This window comes from Borrelia hispanica CRI, assembly GCF_000500065.1.
GTDB classification, from domain to species: domain Bacteria; phylum Spirochaetota; class Spirochaetia; order Borreliales; family Borreliaceae; genus Borrelia; species Borrelia hispanica.
Genome location: NZ_AYOU01000139.1, coordinates 1 through 18301, shown reverse-complemented (window position 1 = coordinate 18301; position 18301 = coordinate 1). Strand labels below are relative to the sequence as shown.

The following is an 18301-nucleotide window of genomic DNA, read 5'->3' as shown; positions in this document are numbered from 1 at the left end:
TAGTATAAAAAAATTTTTTAAAAAATCAAACATCAAAAAATGATAAAATCATATTTAACAATAGTACAAATAATATAATTGAAATAAATTCTAAAGAAATTATTAATTTTTCTAAAAACTACCTCTTAATATCAAATAGTACAAGTTTTCTATTATCTACATTAAAAAAACAAAATTTTACTATTGCTAGACTTTTCTACATTTTTAATATATACTTGTTGTGTAAGATCTTAGTTTAGTTAGAAGTTTTAATATGTTTTGATACCATACTAAATTAATATTACAACTGGGCGTGTCATTAAATCTCCTAAAACAACTAAGATATCTCATATAAACTAAAACTTACTTCTTATGATTCATTATATCTTTATACAAAATTTTACAACTATGCAAATCTATCCTATACAATTTTATACAATAAACCGAATATTTTTAATTAGAACATGTACATCGAGTAACATAATTAACAAAAATAACACCTCTCTCTATTATAGCATTATAAAAAGAAGTGTTTACATTTCATAATTTATTAATCACTCTTTATTCTTTATTTAGTAACAACAGATTGAGTAGCATCAGATTGACTAGCCTCAGTTCCACCACTTTCAGAGTATTTTATTCCCTTAACCGCTTCTCTTATTTTATCTAAATTACTTTCTACTGTTTTCTTAATTATTATATCAAGTATCCCTAATACCTTATTTACTGCACTGACAGCAGCTGCCTTAAGTGCACCATCTTCATTTTGAGCAGGCTGATTAAACTTACCACCTTTAATCATAGCTTTTAGTGCAACTGCAGCCGCTAAATCTGCATTAGTAGCTGCAGTACCATTAGCATTATTAGCATCAGTCGCAGTAGCTAATTGTCCAGCATTATCATTAGCAGCAGGAGCAGCATTTTTAGTCGTAGCATTTTTAATTTTATCAATCATTGCCCATGGATCTGCCTTAGCAACTTCCCCAGCTAGTTTAGTAGTATCACCTGCACCAGCCTGAGCATTGTGAACCACTGCTTTAGGGCCATCACCATTTGCTACAGCAGCACCAGCATTCCCTTTTTCAATTTTTACATCAGACTTATCAGCAATATCAATGATACTTCTAACTTCTTCAATAAAAGATTTAACACTAGCTTCTTCAGCAGGTGCTGATCCAGCAACAGCTATACCATCAGCAATTTCAGTATTACCAACCGTCCCAGAAAGCTTAGTTACAGAAGTAATTAGTTTAGTAATAATTGCACTAGTACCTTGAATCACAGCTTCTACTCCTTTCGTATCAGCATTAGAAGCAGAAACTATTTGTTTTGATAACTCATCTAATTTATCCTTAGTACTTTTTAATCCTTTTCCTACATTTTCAAAATGTTTTCCCACTTCACTTCTATTATCTGTATATTTAACAACAGTAAATCCCAACACATCTCCAATAACATTGCCAAAACTAGCAAAAATCTCCTGAAATCCCTCTCCGATCTTAACTAAAGAATCTAAAAAACTATTCTTCTTTTCCAACCCTATCTTCTCCGACTCCAACACTCCATTATTACATCCCATCACCACCATCATCACCATCACCATCATTACTTCTCTTATTCTTATCCCCTTTAATCCTCTTTTACTTCCCTTCTCTCTTCCCTTCTCTCTTCCCTTCTCTCTATACTCGCTTATACACTCTTCTATATTTCCTATTCCTTTCTTCTCTTTCATTCCTTTCTTAGCCTCCTTGTTTTTTTTACTTTTTTATAGCTTATCTTTAAAAATAAAAAATAAATAAATGAGGCTTTATATAACATACACAATACTGCAAATAAAAAAAGAAAGCTTTATTGCTCCCTTTGCCAAAATTCTTACATAATAACTTAATTATATTTCAATATATACTAATTCACCTATTAATTAGCCTTAGCCTCAAAATCTTCTCCTTACTTAATCTCTCCTAATACCTCACTAATCCCTTTTAACCTTCATCCAATGCATTCCTAATTGAACTATTATAAGTATACTTAACACCTTGTTTACTGCACTTGTTACTGCAAATAATAATATAAAAAAAATAAATCTTAATTTGCCACTACAAAATGAAAGATACCAAAAGCATAACTCTTAGTATCTTTCATTCATAAATTTAACTTTATTTCTCGTATTTTATTATTTAGTTTTGACTACTGATTCTGAACATCAGAACTACTCTTCTCAGATGCTACAGGAGTAACATTAACATTGATTTTCATTGTTTCTTTAACAGTTTTAAGTCCCTCATCAACAGTACTTCTTATTGCTACTGTTAATACATCCAAGGCCTTAGTCAACGCACTTAATACTACGTCTTTAACTACAACTGTATAATCAGCATTATCAGCAGAAGTATTAGAAGCCCCAGGGAATTTACCACCTTTAGTCATTGCTCTTAACGCTATTGCTCCTGCTATAGTCGCATCTTTAGCTTGAGCGGCAGCGGCATTACCATTTTTAATTATAGCTTTCAGTATATCAGCACCAGTCACTGCTCCAACGGCTTTAGACGCATCAGCCGCCGCCTTCTTTGCATCACCAGCAGCTGCACCAACTCCATTATTAGCAGTAGAATCAAATAATTTTCCTGCTTCATCATTCCCACCATTAGCAGTTCTTGCAGTAGAACCATCACTAGCCTTTTTACCATTCCCAGCATCAGCATTTCCTACACCTTTAAGTACTATATCAACAATCCCTTTAATTCCCTTTATTAGCTTCTCAACATCAGTACCTGCAACACCAACACTATTAGCAGCAGCAAAATTACCAAGTAGTTCATCACCTTCCACACCAATAGCCTCACTCGCTGTCTTTGCTCCTTCTATTATCTTATCTAGTTTACTCTCAACTAATGCTTTAACTGCACTCTCAGTAGCCTCAGCATTAAGATTACTCTCTTTTTTCATCTCACTAACAATTTTATTAAGTCCATCCTTTATCCCTTGCACAGTACCCTGCACTGTCTTAAAATATTTCCCTATCTCTTCCTTCTTTGTATCTGCCTTGATTCCTAATGTCTCGGCAACCATAGAGTAAAAAAAACGTCCAAAATTATTTCCCTAAATTAACAATCTCACTCGAAAACTTCACCTTAAACTCTTCTCCCACATTACCACAAGATACTATTATATAAAGTCGTCACATTACTATTTTCACCTTTTTTGTTTTGTTTTTCCCTTGAACACATATTTATAAACGTTAATTTATAAAATAAAATACTTTGAATTTAAATATTCAAATTCAATCACATCAAATTTAACCATTGAAACAATTATATTCTCTAAATACTAAATAAAGCCAATAGCACTAAGCTATTAGCTTTATTTTTCAATTACTTACCTTGTAATTAAATATTAATTATCAGCAGAAGTTGTAAGCTCCTTAATTGCAGAGGCTACTGCTACTTCAGCATTCTTTAACAACTCATCAATTGCTGTGTTTAAAGCAATAAGATCTTTGGCTCCTTTATCTCCAACAGCATCACTTTTAAGTAAAGCTTTTTTTGCATTTTCATCAGAAGCATCTTTTTTCCCAAGATCAGCACTTGCTCCTTTCACTGTATCTGTAAACTTTTTACTTCCAGTTTTAACAATAGTAATTTTTGCCTTTAACTCAGTAGAAACTTCAGCTTGTTGTTCTAATGTTTCTAATTTCGTGCTTACAGACGATATTATACTATACGCTGCTGAAATCAAAGAACCATTCTGACCACCATCATCACTAAGATTACCCGCACCCTCAACTTTCTTTCCTATAGCTTTAGCTAGCTCATCAACCGACTTAACTAAAGTATGCACTTCCTTTACTTTCCCCGCAAACTCTACCGCACTCTTTATCTTCTCCCTAATCACTTTTAAATCAATTACACTCCCATCTGCCTTAGTCGCTTTTGCTTGACTTCCCTCACTTACTCCTCCACTATTACATCCCATCATCACTACTATCACCACCAGCACCACCAGCACCATTATTCCCTTTACTATTCTTCTCCCTCTCATTATATCTCCTCTCCTTTCTCTTTTCTAAAATTAATTGTTGCTTTCCAAGATTAGTACGAAAGTAAAACCAAGAAAAAAATGGACAAATAAAAAATGAATGAAATGCATGTATCATAAATGAAAAAATAATAAATATTCAATAAAACACACCAAAATGCAAAAAAGGAAAACAACTCTCATTCATAAAGATCAAAGCGTTTCCCTCAAATAACTTTATTATTTAATCCTAAGATTTATTTAGTAGAAGGAGTTTGAATAATAGTACCAACATCTGGAACATGACTTCCAGATGTCTCAGAATATTTTATTCCCTTAACTGCTTCTTTAACTTTCTCAAGCTCAAGATTGACTGCTTTCCTAATTATTGCATCCAATATTCCTAATACCTTATTTACAGCACTAGCTGCTGCGACTTTAACAATACCAGTATCTGCAGCAGCAGCACTAAATTTACCAGACTTAGTCATAGCCTTTAAAGCTAAGGCAGCTGCTAAATCGGCTTAGTAGCTGCCTTAGCACCATTAGCATCACTAGGAGTACCAGTAGCTAACTCTCCAGAACCATTACTAGCATTAGCATCAAGATTTCCGATTTTAGTCTTAGCATTTTTTATCCTATCAATCATTGCCCATGAATCTGCTTTAGTTATTTCATCAGCTAGCTTAGAACCAGCACCAGCACCAGCAGTATTATCACCAATACTGATACTGCCAACAGCACCAGCAAGCTTAGTCAAAGAATTAATTAACCTCCCAATCACCTCACTAGAACCCTGAATAGCAGCTTCTACTCCTTTCGTATCGGCATTTGTAATCGAAATTATTTGTTTTGATAACTCATCCAATTTATCCTTAGTATTCTTTAATCCATCTCCAATAGTCTTAAAATGTTCTCCCACTTTGCTTCTATTATCGTCAGATTTAACAACATTAAATCCTAATGTATCTCCAACAGCACTTCCAAAAACGCCAAAAATTTCCTGAAATCCTTCTCCTATCTTTACTAACGACTCTAAAAAACCATTCTTAGCTTCCAAGTTTACCTTTCCCTCTCTCCCTTTTACTCCTCCACTATCACATCCCATCACCACCATCATCATTACTCCCTTTACTCCTCTCTTCCTTCCCATATTATTACCCATATTATTCCTTCACATACTTCTCTCTCCCATATTATTCTCTCCCTTCATTCCATTTTAATATCACTTCTTTCATCTTTTTCTTCGACTCCTATATTATTATTTTATTTACTATTATTTTTTAGCTTTTTTGCTAAGTTAAGGAAGCCAATAAAAAACGAATAAATGATTATTTATATAACATATACAATACTACAAATAAAAAGAGAGCTTTATTGCTCCCTTTTCCAACGTTCTTATCTAAGAATTTTAACTATATTCAATATATACTAATGCAACTTACTCACTAACTTTAGCTTCAACACCTTCTCCTTGCTTAATTTCTCCTAATACCTTATTTATCTCTTTTAATCCCAAATCTACTGTATTTCTAATTGCTATTATCAATGTACTCAATACCTTATTTACTGCACTTGATACTGCTCCATTGACTGCATTTGCTGATTTCTCTTCATTCTTAGCCGCAAATTTTCCTCCCTTTGCCATTCCTCTCAATGCTATCCCTCCTGCTATTACTGCATCTTTCTTTGCTGATTCTATCCCAAATTCTTTATTATCTTCTTTTTTAGCAGCAGCAATCTCAGCAACATTTTTTGCTTGATCAATACCAACATCATTATTAGCAGCTTCACCAGATTTAGCAATAGCTTGCAAAATATCATCACCAGTTACCGCTCCTATCGATGCACTTGCTGCAGCCGAATGTGCTTCTGTTCCATCATCCTTTTTACTAAGCAACTTACCAATCGATTTTTTTTCTGTGTCACCGGTCTTACTAGCCTCTGGATTTCCCTCATTTGATTTTAACACTACGCCAACTATTGTTTTAATCCCTTTAATAAGTAAGTTAACACTTGCAAAATCTGCCGGCGAAGGATCTTGCCCAGTAGTAGGAGCACCACCAATCTTATCTTCTCCTGCAGCCCCTTTAGCTGCTTCTTTTGCTCCTTCTTCGACCTTACTTATCTTCCCAATAAATTCCTCAACTTTTTCTTTTACTTTCGTATAATTCCCATTCTTTTCTAAAATCTCCCCCAATTTCACTTTCACTATCTTCATAGTATTCTCAATCTTAGTAAAATATGCCCCAATATCGCTTTTCTTTGTATCCGCCTTGATTCCTAATGTCTCCGTAATCATATCGCCAAAACTCACAAATACTTCCATAAATCCTTTCCCTAAATTTACCATCTCACTCAAAAACACTTTCTCTGGATCCTTTCCTACTCCCCCACTATTACACCTCATCACCACCATCAATAAAAATAACCCTTTTACTCCTCTCTATATTGATTATGCTCTCTCCCCCCTTTTTAATATCTTTTATTACATACTTATTTCTTTTTTACTCTATCTTATCTTAAAGAAGACGTTCAAAACACAAAATCAGATAAATAACGAATGAATAAAATAAACAAATATACAATAAATAAGAATAAATAAACCAAAATATTTTCAAGCAGTACTACAAAATAAAATATTTTAAACCATTGGCATAATAAAACTATTTTATCTTATTTAGATTATATAATAATCATATTTTAATAATATTTACAAGTTTAAAACTTTTTAAAAAATTAATCCTATTAAAATAATATTTAATCTTTTAAATGGATAGCACCACATAGAAAAAACATCATTACTTACAACACTTCCTCTTATATATAGATGCATCCAAATAAATTTATATTACACCAAACTTGCTATTAATCATGATTTGAATTTAATAGCAAGTATTGAACTTTAAATAAAGTAAATTAAGATTTTTGCTCAATTACTTTTTTGTTAACCTTACCAATCTCCATTCTAACTGTCCGTCTAATAATTAAACCAAGTGTATCTAATACCTTGTTAACAGCCTCAGCTGCGGCATCTTTGATTTTATTAGCATCATCACTATTCGAATCATTACTCTGAACAGCAAATTTACCAGATTTACTCATTGCTTTTAATGCAACAGCAGCTGCAAAGTCTGCATTAGTTTTTGCTCCAATACCATTAGGAGTATTAACAAAACCAGTAACCAATTCTCCAGCACTCTTATCATTATCTTCAAGATTACCATTCTTAATTTTAGAATTCTTTATCTTATCAAGTATTGCCCATGGGTCAGCTTTAGATACCTCTTCAGCAAGTTTAACACCAGCTCCCTCTTGTGCACCACCTTGACCACCATTAAGAGCAGCAGAAGCACCAGAAGGACTTTCGGCCTTAACTTCAAGCCCAACATTTCCTGATTCAATACTTACACCTGACTTTTCAGCAAGCTCAACTATTTCTTTAATCCCATCAATGATATCTTTAACACTGTCCCCATTAGAAACAATAGATGCTTTAGTACTACTATCGCTTATTGCTCCAATATCAATCTTATCATCACCAACAGCATTGGCTAATTTCTCTACAGCAGTAATTAATTTGCTAAGAACTTCTGATGAACCACCTAATTTACTTCTTTTAACATCTTCTAATTGACTTTTCACTTTGTCAAAGTGTTCTTTTACCTTACTTCTCTTATCAGTAAACTTAATATCTGCCTTAACAAGCAAATCTTCTAACATATCACTAACAACATTTCCAACAAACCAAAAAATATCTTGAAGACCTTGTCCTATCACTTTCCCTGTCTCCAATACCTCTGGAACTACAATTTGACCAGCTTGTAATACTCCTGGCAATATCACTTGACCTGCTTGTAATACTTCTGGAACTATTACTTCCCCTAAATCTTGTACCACTTGTACCATCTCTTGTCCTAATTCCAATGTTCCTGATACTACTTCTTCTCCCATATTTACTACTCTAGGACCCATATCTTTCCCAACTTGTACCATCTCTTGTCCAATTGTTAATGCTGAATCTAATAAAGCACCCTTACTCTCATCTGATAATTTATCTAATCCAAGTATATTACTAGCAGTATCCTTATGTTTATCTATCAATTTGCTTAAACTAAACATACTGTCACTATCACACCCCATAAATAAATTAATTATTATTAATAAACCTAATGGTTTTTTCATTTAAACCTCCGTTCTTAATTTATATATACAATATAAATTATATATATCACATATTCTAAAAAAAAGAAAAAATATTACTACTAAACATTATTTTAAGGATAATATAATACACAACTATCACAACTATCAGTTTAAACTGGTAATAATCAATCATATACTTTACTTAATAGTATATTAACTTAAACTCTTAATTCTTATAATCTCTTTTTCACTAATTTTAACAAGCATATTTTAAAAAATACTCCACAATAAATAATACTTTCATATGTTGCCTATATTAGTTATAAATCATTAAACAATTATCTACTTCTAAAATCAAAATCGTACTCTTAAATTCTAATGTAGATATTTATAAATTGAATATCACAACTCTATTATATTCCGCCATATATTTTCTTATAATAACAATTTAATTATTAAGAATCGCAACACCAGAACTCAATTCACTTTTAGCATTGTCTATCTTAAAATCAAAGTTATTGCTAACATAATATAGCTCATTATAAAATTCAAGTTTCAAATTGAAATTATTTTCTAAAATTTTCTAAATATTCAAAATCCTTCTCAAGGATATCATTTTTATGATGTCTATAATGCAAATTAATAACACTATCTCTATTAATGCCTGCTTAAAATAATGATGATAAAATAAATATACTAAGTAATGCTTGGTTATGAATATTACATCAAAATTTTGATACTAAAGACTACACATGATACAATGGATAAATATAATACAGCAAATGATAAATTAAGCAAAATCAAGCCTATCTACTTTATCATTAAATCATTTATATATCTCTTTTACCTCTTTTTACATTAGATCCGAATTAATCAAATATCTATCTTACTTTCACTGAATGTTATCAATTAATAATGTATAGTTTTTAAAATAGATCACCAAGGAAAATATTTTTCTCCTTAGTATGTATAAATTTATATATCAATATTTGATCTAATTTATTTTTTTAGCTTAGCTAACATAAAAACAATTTCCATAGCTATATTTATAATATCTATTATTGGTAGCTAAGAGTGCATCTTTCTTTGGAGTAAAGTATACTACTAGTTCTTGAAGAATAGCATTTGTTAAAGTGTGTTTTGTTCTTGGGACAATCTCCGTATCATCACTGTAACCTTAAAAATTGAATCTAACATTCTCATAGACTCTAATTTTGCTACTTAAAGTTTATTTCATTACTTTTGTAAGGAGCTCAAGTATTTTAAAGATAGTATATTAAGTCTATTTTTTATCTCACAAATTTTATATACGTATAATGCCTTTGCTTAGATGCATCTCCATTATTTTAACTACAAAATAACAAAAATAAATTTATTAATAAAAATATAATAAAATTTTTTATTTCAAAAACATCATATTCTCTTTTTTTTAATTAAACAGATTAATTTCAATCCACTCAGTAATAATTTAAAATTAATCAACAATCAAGATATAATATTATATAATGTCATTGTACATTTATTGAATGCAAACAGTAAAGGAAAATTTCTTTATAAATTAGAAAAGGAAATTCAAGTAATAAATAATTATTATAGACATTTAGGTATAAGCATGAAAAACGAGATTTAATATGAACAAAAATAAAGTATATAATAATGACCAATTCAAGATTCACATAAAAAATACAAGAAAAACACAAAATAAACCACACTTTATAATAAAAAATGAAAAATACGATAATTCCAGAAATATAATGAATAAACTTAAAAAATCTGCTCAATGTAATAAAAAAAATACAAGAAACAACACATTTGCCATACTACTTCATCAATTAAAGGATAAATTAAAAATAAATGTCTTTGTAAGATTATTAAAAGATTCTCTAAATAAAAAAGAAAGGTTAGAATATACAAAGAACTCTAACAATAAATTAATTAAAAAAGGAAGTATATAAGTTTTATGAAAAACAATTACCAAATGGAGGAATTAATTATAACAAGATGGCTAGAAAAAAACCAAAAGTAATAACTATTGCAAGTATTAAGGGTGGCGTTGGGAAAAGCACAAGTGCGTTACTTGTTGCTACCATTTTATCTCAAAAACATAAGGTACTCTTAATAGATATGGATACACAAGCATCAGTGACAAGTTATTTTTATGATAAATTAGAAAATCAAAATTTAAATCTTGTCAGCAAAAATATTTATGAAGTATTGATTGATAAAATTAATATAAATTCAACTATTGTTAAAATAGATAACAATTTAAGCCTATTGCCAAGTTATTTAAATTTGCACTTTTTTCACAACGATAATATTGCTTTTAAGGAATTAAGATTCAAACAAAGTTTAAAATTATTATATGACATATATGATTACATAATAATTGATACAAGTCCTAGTTTAGACATTATTTTGACAAATGCATTAGTTGTAAGTGATTATATAATAGTACCAATGACTGCTGAACGTTGGGCATTTGAAAGTCTAGAAATACTGGAATTTTTTCTAAGGAAATTGAAATTTGATATACCAATCTTTGTTTTAGTAACTCGTTTTAAAAAAAATAATACCCGTAAAAACTTGCTAAGTATGATAAAAGAAAAATTCAATTTTCTAGGAGTTGTATCTGAAAGAGAAGATTTAAATAAAAGAATTGCACAAAATGATATGTTCGATCTTGATAAAGATTACATAAAAGAATATCAAACAGCTATTAACGAATTTTTCCGTAATACGGAAAAATAAATAGGGAGAATTAATTATGAATATAAAAATAACAAAACGTGTTATTGAAGATGAAAATCATCCTTTAAATGATATAGCTAATGAGAATCAAATATTAGAATATTATAATTCGTTGAAAGAAAGATTAGTATTTAATTTTCAAAAAGAAATATTAAACAAAATAGAAAGCATGAAAATTTTGAAAGAGATTAAAGATAATGCATATTATAAATTAGATGGATATAAAAATTTTGAAGAATTTACTCGACATTATAGAATAGCAAAAACTCAGGCTTATGAATATTTAAAGATAGCAAATGCCATACAAGAGGGTTTAGTTGAAGAACAAGACATTATTGAAAATGGAATTCATGATATTATTCTTTCTTTAAGAAATAAAGCAGGATTTAACATTAAGAAATCAAGACAGAATGTAATAAAACCTTTGAAATTTCGACTTAAAAGACAAGAAAGTTATGACTTTTATAAAAAAAATCCCAAATTTACTGGTTTTATATTGGATGAAATTTTTTTTAATAGAAAAAATTTGCTTGGAAAGCTTCAAACAAAATTTAAAAATTTAAAAGATAATAATTAAAAATGCATGAAATTAATTTAATGTATAAAATATGTAAGATGGAATGTTTACAAATATATTCTGTCAATAAAGATCTTCATAAAACAACTATTGAGTTTACCTTAAATTTGTTATACACCGACAAACAACAGCAGTGCTTTATATTAAAAGCAAATTTAACCTTTAATATTCAAGTATTAAAATTTTCATTTTGATATTTTTTAATCAAAAAATAAAATGCGTATCAAATAAAATAAAAGTAAGAATATTTGGTATGATTAGGAAAAAGATCAATAAAGCTCTGGTATTAAATGCATAGTTAAGTAACCTATGAAAACCAATGATACCTCTATATTGTATTTTATGAAATGCTATAATTTAAAAATTAAATACATTAAAAGGATAGAATGAGATTAAATTAAATTAATTATTTTAAATTAAAAATAAAAATATCAAATTAAATACAAACATATTCTTTTAACATCTTGAAATTAAATATATTTTTTAATATTATAAAAAATATATTTAGTGGAGGTAGCTGTCATGCGTGGAAAAACACTTAACTAATATTTAAAATCAAGCATACAAAATTTTTTATCATCATTTTGTATGCTTGATTTTAAATATTCAGAGGTTATAAAAATGATTTATATAAAAAATCCAACTTCATTCTTTAATAAATCCACTTCGGGCAATCTTGTTAATTTAGGGCAATTTCAAATTGAAGTAGATGATAATCTTTTTGAAAAGCTACTAGACATTGTAATATTTGCACAGGAGAAAAAAACATACGAAGAATTAATATCGTTTGCTACTGAAAACCATATTGATAATAAAATTATTAAGTTAGCTTTAGATAATAAAATATTAATTCCCTTTTATACACATACACATGCTCAAAATAACATTTACTTAAAAAATAAATATTTCTTAGATCTTTTATTAACAAATCCAGAAAATTTCAATTTAGAAAAAAAGCATATTATTATCATTGGATGTGGCGGTATTGGCAATTTTATGACCTATTCTCTTTCTACTTTAGGATTAGGACTTATAACTTTTATAGACGAAGATAAAATAGAAGAATCTAATTTAAATAGACAATTTTTATTTGATTATGATTTTATAGGGGCTAATAAAGTAGATATAATTGAAAAAAAAATAAAATCAATAAATAAAACTATTAAAACCCAAAAATATAAACAAAAAGTTTCAACAAAGTTACTAGAAAGTATTTTGTGTAATTCAAAAATTAAACCATCTTTAATAGTATTGTCAGCAGATGATGATTATTGTCTACCTTTAATTAATAAATTTTGTATTGATCATTCTGTTCCATTTATAAATATTGGATATCTTAATGATTTTTCGGTTATTGGTCCATTTTATATTCCTAATATTTCTTCTTGTTCTTATTGTACTGATATTGGGGTTGTAAAAACATCATCATCTTCTATAATAGAAGACAAAATAACACTTGCAAATAAGGATTATCAAGCTCCTTCTTTTTTTACAAACAATGCAATTGCCTCAAGTATGGCTATTATTGATATAATATTTTATTTTGGTGGTGAATATAAAAACATTAATTCTTTAAACAAAAGAATTGGCATTAGCAATCATGATTTTTCATTACATTCAATTAATGTTAAAAAAAATAAATTTTGCAAGTGTAATAAAAATTTATGATAGAAGATAAACATCAAAGATATTATTTTTATTCATTATTTTTATCAGAATTTGCAAGAACATTACCACATGCTGTTTTAACTATTATTTTAATAAATAAAGGTTTGCAACTAAGAGATATTGCTATAGTGCAAATGTTTTATATGTTAGCAATTATTTTTTTCGAGCTTCCTTCAGGCATAATATCAGACATTTTTGACAGGAAAATTGTTTATTTATCGTCAATTTTTTTATCAATGATTGCTTATTTTATTATTTTTCAAACATCATCGTTTATAAAGCTTTGTATTGCTTGGTTTATATATGGTGTCTCATCTGCGGTTAATACTGGTACAATTGATATTAGTTTTACTCATATATATCAAAATAATTCTAAAAAGTTAAAAGCATTTATATCATCTATGAAAATAATTTTAAGTACTGGGGCTATTTTAGGTGGATATACAGGAAGCATATTGTTTTTATATATTGATAAAAATATTTATCTTCTTTCATTATCTTTATATTTAATATCATCTTTAATAACAATTTTTTTCATATCAAGTGATAAAAATATAGATTATAACAAGGAAGATATAAGTTTATATCTTAAACAATTTAAAAAAAATATAATTATGTTATTAAGGTCTAAAATATTCATAGAATTACTTATTTTAATCAGCTCTATTCAGTTTTTTTTTCAACCTTTTTATTTATACTGGCAAGCAATTTTTATTGATAAAAATGTTCCTATTAGCATATTTGGCATTATATATATATTATTTCGTTTCTCAAATATTGTAGGAGCATGGATCTTTAAAAAAATTAGACATTCAAGATATGATTCTTATGTTATTTTAAGTATCATATTTTTATTATCAATTTTAACAAAAATAATTTCATACACTTATATGTTTGTTACCATAATAACATTGCTTGTAATTTTAGTTTCTCTTTATTCTAATAATTTAGAATATTTTTTAAGAAAAAATATAGATTCAAAAATTTTAGGCACCATAACTTCTATTAATAGTACAATATCTCGTTTATTTTCATTCTTAGTATTGATAGCATGTTCAGTTTTAGCTAGTTTGATAAGCATCATAAATACATTTATTTTATTAATACTTATTTTTTGTATTCTATCTGTCTTTGTGATATATAAATTTACGGATAATAAAAAAGAATACATCAAGTAAATTTGAGAATTTGTATCTAACATTATTGTCTTGTTTCCTTTTGTAATATCTACAATATAATTTGATACAGGATTTTCTTTAACTTCATATCTTCTATCACATTGTATATTGATATTATTTTCTAATGGAATACAGCATTATGCGATTCTAGATAAATATTACATTAATTCTTGCGGTTTTTATTCCATTCATCTTAGATTTTAGTTAATTAATAAAGCTCATAATACAACATAGAATAGATAAAACATATACCACAATCTCGATATCAAATTGAATAGGTATAAGTAGTGATTATGCCCATAAAATGAAAAATACCATTCGATAAATAATATTTTAGATACTACTCACAAAAACCATAAAGAAATTTTTAGTGATAATTTTTAAAAAGGTTGTTGTTAAAAACCTGACCATAAAATTAAATTACAATCAAAAATAAAAAACTATTAAAGACAAAACACAAGCTAATAAATTTCAAATTAAGATGATTAAAAAGATTAAGCCAGAAACTACTCACAATTAATTCGATTATAATTTGACGTGAATTACTAAACTTACAAAAATTTATAAATTTAGTAATTCATCTTATTTACCCAACAAAAACCTAATGAATTATTGAAATTAATATTAAGAGAATTCCTACATTAAGTGTGATAATAGTTCCAAACATTCAATTATTCAATTTTAACTTATCACTAAGTTCTGTTTTGTTAATTTTAACTTTATTACCAAGCTCAGTAAATTCATTATCTATATTATCACTCAAGGTCTTTGACATCAAAGTCAAAGCTAAAATTACTTTTCAAGTAAGTTTTTTGTATAAAATTATAATACAAATTGTCAACAATATTTCCAACTAATATTTTAGACTCAACTAGCACTAACAGTAATCTCAACAACTTCTTCTGGACGCAAATGAACAATTCCTGCTAACATTGATGCATGAATATAATCACCCTTACGCCTAAAATCTATTTCTGACAAAATTGACACAAACATTACTGTCTCATTGGGTTCATAAAGAATTGGATGGTCAAGTCCTTTAAATAATGCTGTTACTATATTATGGTCTTTGAGAAGTGCATCCTTTATTGTCACATAATGAGTCAGAGTTTCAATGTAACGATCTAATAATAGATGTGAAAACTTATAAGGCAATAGCAACTGATAAAATAATTTTTCAAATTTTGTCAATTTTTCCTGATGCTCCTCGAATTTACGTTTAGCTTCCACAACTTTTCGATATAACGTAATCCCAGTAGTTAATGATGAAGCCTATATAGCTGTTAATTTAGTTCTACCAGAAAGTGTTGCAATACTTTCTATCTTCCGTTTTCCAAAAATAATTGAATCATAAACCTCTTTCATAAGAGCATCTTCTAAGATAGCCTTAACTTCATCCTCAGCTACAGTACCATTCATCAAATCATCTTGTGATATGCGTTTAATCGTCTCAAATTTGTGCATTTTGTACATAACTTCTTCCATTGAGCCAAAACTCATCCCAATTTCATTACTATAATCACCAAAACCTGAAGTAACATTATGACGAAACACTCTCTTACGAACCATATTTAGAAATCTTTTGACTTATCATATTTAATGATAAATATAAAATTCTTTGTCAAAGAAGATACCATATTATTAATATTAATCCTAGATTTTATATAAATAAATAACATAATTATTGTGACTCTAAAACTAGTCAAGAGAAAAATTTTAATATATAATAAAAAATAAAAGTCCAATAGAACCTAAAATCTAATTAGACTAAAATCCAAAGCTCGTTCATATTAAACGAAATCTAAACTTTGGATCAAAAAAACAAAAGATATGTTAAGTATATCAAAAGATAATAAGAATTTCAAACATAAAAACACAAAAGGTCAAATTAATATAATACTAAAAAGCCTTGTAGAATTAAATATTTATAAAAATCCCAATAATAGTCAAATAACACGAATATCATATGTTAAATTGCAAATAATCAAGATGCTAAAACGATACAACAGAATAATTAAAGTCTACTGGGCAATCAATACTAAAAATACAAATTATAAACAATCAATGGGCATTGAAAAATATTCAGCTTGTGATATCCAAAAAATAGTACTTAAATTATTAGAAATTGTTTCTCAGGTTTATTCGATAAAAAGAATGGTGTATAAAAAAATCACCCCAACTGCAAAACTAGTCAAGAGTGAAATATTTGTATATAATAGTATACAAACAAAGGTCCAAAGATTCTTTAAAAAAGAAAATCTAAACTTTGGATCAAAAATTTCAAATACCTATGGTAAGTATAGCAAAAGATAATAAGAATTTCAAATATCAAGACCCAAAAGGTCAAATAAATGCAATATTAACAAGCCTTGTAGAACTAAATATTCATAAAAATCCCAATAATAGCCAAACAATACGAATTTCCTATGTTAAATTGCAAATAATCAAGATGATTAAACGATATAACAGAATAATTAAAGTTTATTGGGCAATCAATACTAAAAATACAAATTATAAACAATCAATGGGAATTGAAGAATATTCAGCTTGTGATATCCAAAAAATAGTACTTAAATTATTAGAAAATGATTCCTTAAAAAAAGTATGTAAAAGAACACTTGAACGAGATGTAAAACTCTTAAATGATATGGGATTGATAAAATCTAAAATTAGAAAACTTGGTGAACAAAAAGGAAGTATTGCTTACTATGTACAAAACATGGAACTTGCTCATGTACACAAAGATATAATTCTAGAATACCTCATACAATTACTCAAAGAAAATCTACATGATAAAAAAATCATCGGTAATTTTGATGCAGACATAGAAAATACAGCTTTCAATTACACAAATCTTAAAAGGTTTGGAATATTACCTAAATTCAAAGAATGTAAAAGCCTCACCAAAATGTCGCATGTGCAAACACCGGACGTTATTAATAAAGCTAATATAAGCAATATAAATAAAGAGAATTCTAAGAACTCTTTAGAGAAAAACTCTGTAAAAAATCTTTCATGTGAAAAACCAAAAAGAGTTGAGCAAAAAAGTGAAAAAGTGCGATTTAAACGAATTGGCGTAAAAACTAGACTGATAGATGTGCACAAAATAAGCAAAAACTATATGCAACAGGTGAAAGAGCTGAGCAACAACGATTCTACGTACATAAACGCCCTGCTAAATTTGGAGACTGCCATAAATGAGTATGGGAAAGAATATGACATCGAAGATATTTTGAAACACTTTCTAAAGCAATTTGGAAACAGGTACAAGTACAAAGTGTGGATGATGATGAAAAGAACGGATGGCATAATAAACGACTATGAGATCATATGGGAGGGCCGATTCAAAGATTGGTACTCGCACAAATATAAGAAAAATTACACGACGAAAAAAGAAAAATATGGCGAAAGAATAAGATTAGCAAGCAAAAATTTTAAATTTCATGTGTCAAAAAAAGTGAAAGACGAAGAAGAAGAAAAAAAAGAAAAAGAGAAAGCAGAAAAAGAACGCAAACTGCAACTCAAACGACAACAAGAATATATAGAGAAGTTATTTAGGCAAGAAGAACAAGAAAGAAGAGAGCGAATCAGAAGAAGAGAAGAAGAAAAGGCAAAGTTAAGAATGGAGGTTAAAGAAGAAATACGGTCTTATGTAGGAAGTATTGAAAATAGCGATTCTAGTGATGATATTGCAAATTTATACCCTTTATACGAAGAGGGTAGGGGAGATAATATTGCCGTACGCCCGCCGAGATCACAAATTAACACTAATTTTGAAGGATTTAAGACTACTAAAGGACTTTCTCTTGCTAGTTTGGGAATTATGCTTCCATATCAAGAGCAAGATCCAGATAAAGATAAAATTTTGATGCACAATGCAAAAGGAGAGATGATATGAAATTTAGTTTAAAGTATTTAACAAGAAGACTTTATTTGAGAAGAGATAGATTTTGGCAAACTTATATGAGCGATGAGATTCAGTCTAAAAAAA

15 protein-coding genes and 2 pseudogenes are annotated in these 18301 nt (G+C 28.3%); 8 read left to right on the top strand and 9 right to left on the bottom strand.

Annotated elements, in window-relative coordinates; all coding sequences use genetic code 11:
* Positions 1-547 precede the first annotated feature (547 nt).
* The 7 genes and pseudogenes from U880_RS0105915 to U880_RS0105885 all read right to left on the bottom strand — a co-directional run bounded on the left by U880_RS0105915 (position 548) and on the right by U880_RS0105885 (position 8178).
* Entirely contained in the window at positions 548-1585 is a 1038-nt protein-coding gene (locus tag U880_RS0105915; RefSeq protein ID WP_051373894.1) for a variable large family protein, read from the bottom strand.
* A 581-nt stretch (positions 1586-2166) separates the two neighbouring features.
* Positions 2167-3148: pseudogene (locus U880_RS10250) on the bottom strand (variable large family protein).
* Positions 3149-3372: 224 nt separating this feature from the next.
* Positions 3373-4017: a Vsp/OspC family lipoprotein gene (locus U880_RS0105905; protein WP_268744606.1), complete on the bottom strand. Its 645-nt coding sequence runs from the start codon at positions 4015-4017 to the stop codon at positions 3373-3375.
* Entirely contained in the window at positions 3941-4132 is a 192-nt protein-coding gene (locus tag U880_RS0105900) for a hypothetical protein (RefSeq protein WP_024655161.1), read from the bottom strand. Before U880_RS0105900 ends, U880_RS0105905 begins: the two co-directional genes overlap by 77 nt.
* A gap of 118 nt (positions 4133-4250) precedes the next feature.
* Positions 4251-5146: pseudogene (locus U880_RS10245) on the bottom strand (variable large family protein).
* Between the two features lie 288 nt (positions 5147-5434).
* On the bottom strand, positions 5435-6412 hold the full coding sequence (locus tag U880_RS10240; protein ID WP_051373892.1) for a variable large family protein: 978 nt from the start codon (positions 6410-6412) through the stop codon (positions 5435-5437).
* Between the two features lie 500 nt (positions 6413-6912).
* Positions 6913-8178, bottom strand: a complete 1266-nt coding sequence (locus U880_RS0105885) for a variable large family protein (protein WP_024655160.1) — start codon at positions 8176-8178, stop codon at positions 6913-6915.
* A gap of 1483 nt (positions 8179-9661) precedes the next feature.
* Between U880_RS0105885 and U880_RS12015 the strand changes: the two genes are divergently transcribed.
* The 6 genes from U880_RS12015 (at position 9662) to U880_RS0105860 (ending at position 14310) form a co-directional block, all read left to right on the top strand.
* Positions 9662-9769 carry a plasmid maintenance protein gene (locus U880_RS12015; RefSeq protein WP_161626526.1) on the top strand — a complete coding sequence of 36 codons (108 nt, stop codon included), beginning with the start codon at positions 9662-9664 and terminating at the stop codon, positions 9767-9769.
* Between the two features lies 1 nt (position 9770).
* Positions 9771-10094, top strand: a complete 324-nt coding sequence (locus U880_RS0105880) for a plasmid maintenance protein (RefSeq protein WP_024655159.1) — start codon at positions 9771-9773, stop codon at positions 10092-10094.
* Positions 10095-10140: 46 nt separating this feature from the next.
* A complete protein-coding gene (locus U880_RS0105875; protein ID WP_024655158.1) occupies positions 10141-10887 on the top strand; it encodes a ParA family protein in 747 nt (248 codons plus the stop codon).
* A gap of 16 nt (positions 10888-10903) precedes the next feature.
* Positions 10904-11464 carry a chromosome replication/partitioning protein gene (locus U880_RS0105870; RefSeq protein WP_024655157.1) on the top strand — a complete coding sequence of 187 codons (561 nt, stop codon included), beginning with the start codon at positions 10904-10906 and terminating at the stop codon, positions 11462-11464.
* Between the two features lie 621 nt (positions 11465-12085).
* Entirely contained in the window at positions 12086-13132 is a 1047-nt protein-coding gene (locus U880_RS0105865) for a ThiF family adenylyltransferase (RefSeq protein ID WP_024655156.1), read from the top strand.
* Positions 13129-14310, top strand: coding sequence for an MFS transporter (locus U880_RS0105860; RefSeq protein WP_024655155.1), 1182 nt, complete (start codon positions 13129-13131; stop codon positions 14308-14310). The genes U880_RS0105865 and U880_RS0105860 overlap by 4 nt, the downstream gene beginning before the upstream one ends.
* Before the next feature lie 867 nt (positions 14311-15177).
* Here the strand turns inward: U880_RS0105860 and U880_RS11855 are convergent.
* Positions 15178-15501: a hypothetical protein gene (locus U880_RS11855; RefSeq protein WP_051373891.1), complete on the bottom strand. Its 324-nt coding sequence runs from the start codon at positions 15499-15501 to the stop codon at positions 15178-15180.
* Positions 15502-15582: 81 nt separating this feature from the next.
* The gene (locus U880_RS11850) at positions 15583-15879 is read right to left on the bottom strand and encodes a hypothetical protein (protein ID WP_051373890.1); all 297 of its coding nucleotides are present in this window, start codon (positions 15877-15879) and stop codon (positions 15583-15585) included.
* Positions 15880-16140: 261 nt separating this feature from the next.
* Here U880_RS11850 and U880_RS11845 point away from each other — a divergent pair, with 261 nt between their 5' ends.
* Both U880_RS11845 and U880_RS10580 read left to right on the top strand, forming a co-directional pair.
* Positions 16141-16623 (top strand): hypothetical protein, encoded by a 483-nt coding sequence (locus U880_RS11845; RefSeq protein ID WP_024655154.1) that lies wholly within the window; start codon positions 16141-16143, stop codon positions 16621-16623.
* Complete coding sequence (locus tag U880_RS10580; RefSeq protein WP_024655153.1) at positions 16577-18208, top strand: plasmid maintenance protein; 1632 nt, start codon at positions 16577-16579, stop codon at positions 18206-18208. The genes U880_RS11845 and U880_RS10580 overlap by 47 nt, the downstream gene beginning before the upstream one ends.
* Positions 18209-18301: the final 93 nt, after the last annotated feature.

Coding starts and splice junctions, on each gene's coding strand:
- U880_RS0105915 (WP_051373894.1), bottom strand. CDS start 1,585: ATGATGGTGATGGTGATGATGGTGGTGATGGGATGTAATAATGGAGTG.
- U880_RS0105905 (WP_268744606.1), bottom strand. CDS start 4,017: ATGAGAGGGAGAAGAATAGTAAAGGGAATAATGGTGCTGGTGGTGCTG.
- U880_RS0105900 (WP_024655161.1), bottom strand. CDS start 4,132: ATGATACATGCATTTCATTCATTTTTTATTTGTCCATTTTTTTCTTGG.
- U880_RS10240 (WP_051373892.1), bottom strand. CDS start 6,412: ATGGTGGTGATGAGGTGTAATAGTGGGGGAGTAGGAAAGGATCCAGAG.
- U880_RS0105885 (WP_024655160.1), bottom strand. CDS start 8,178: ATGAAAAAACCATTAGGTTTATTAATAATAATTAATTTATTTATGGGG.
- U880_RS0105880 (WP_024655159.1), top strand. CDS start 9,771: ATGAACAAAAATAAAGTATATAATAATGACCAATTCAAGATTCACATA.
- U880_RS0105875 (WP_024655158.1), top strand. CDS start 10,141: ATGGCTAGAAAAAAACCAAAAGTAATAACTATTGCAAGTATTAAGGGT.
- U880_RS0105870 (WP_024655157.1), top strand. CDS start 10,904: ATGAATATAAAAATAACAAAACGTGTTATTGAAGATGAAAATCATCCT.
- U880_RS0105865 (WP_024655156.1), top strand. CDS start 12,086: ATGATTTATATAAAAAATCCAACTTCATTCTTTAATAAATCCACTTCG.
- U880_RS0105860 (WP_024655155.1), top strand. CDS start 13,129: ATGATAGAAGATAAACATCAAAGATATTATTTTTATTCATTATTTTTA.
- U880_RS11850 (WP_051373890.1), bottom strand. CDS start 15,879: ATGGTTCGTAAGAGAGTGTTTCGTCATAATGTTACTTCAGGTTTTGGT.
- U880_RS11845 (WP_024655154.1), top strand. CDS start 16,141: ATGTTAAGTATATCAAAAGATAATAAGAATTTCAAACATAAAAACACA.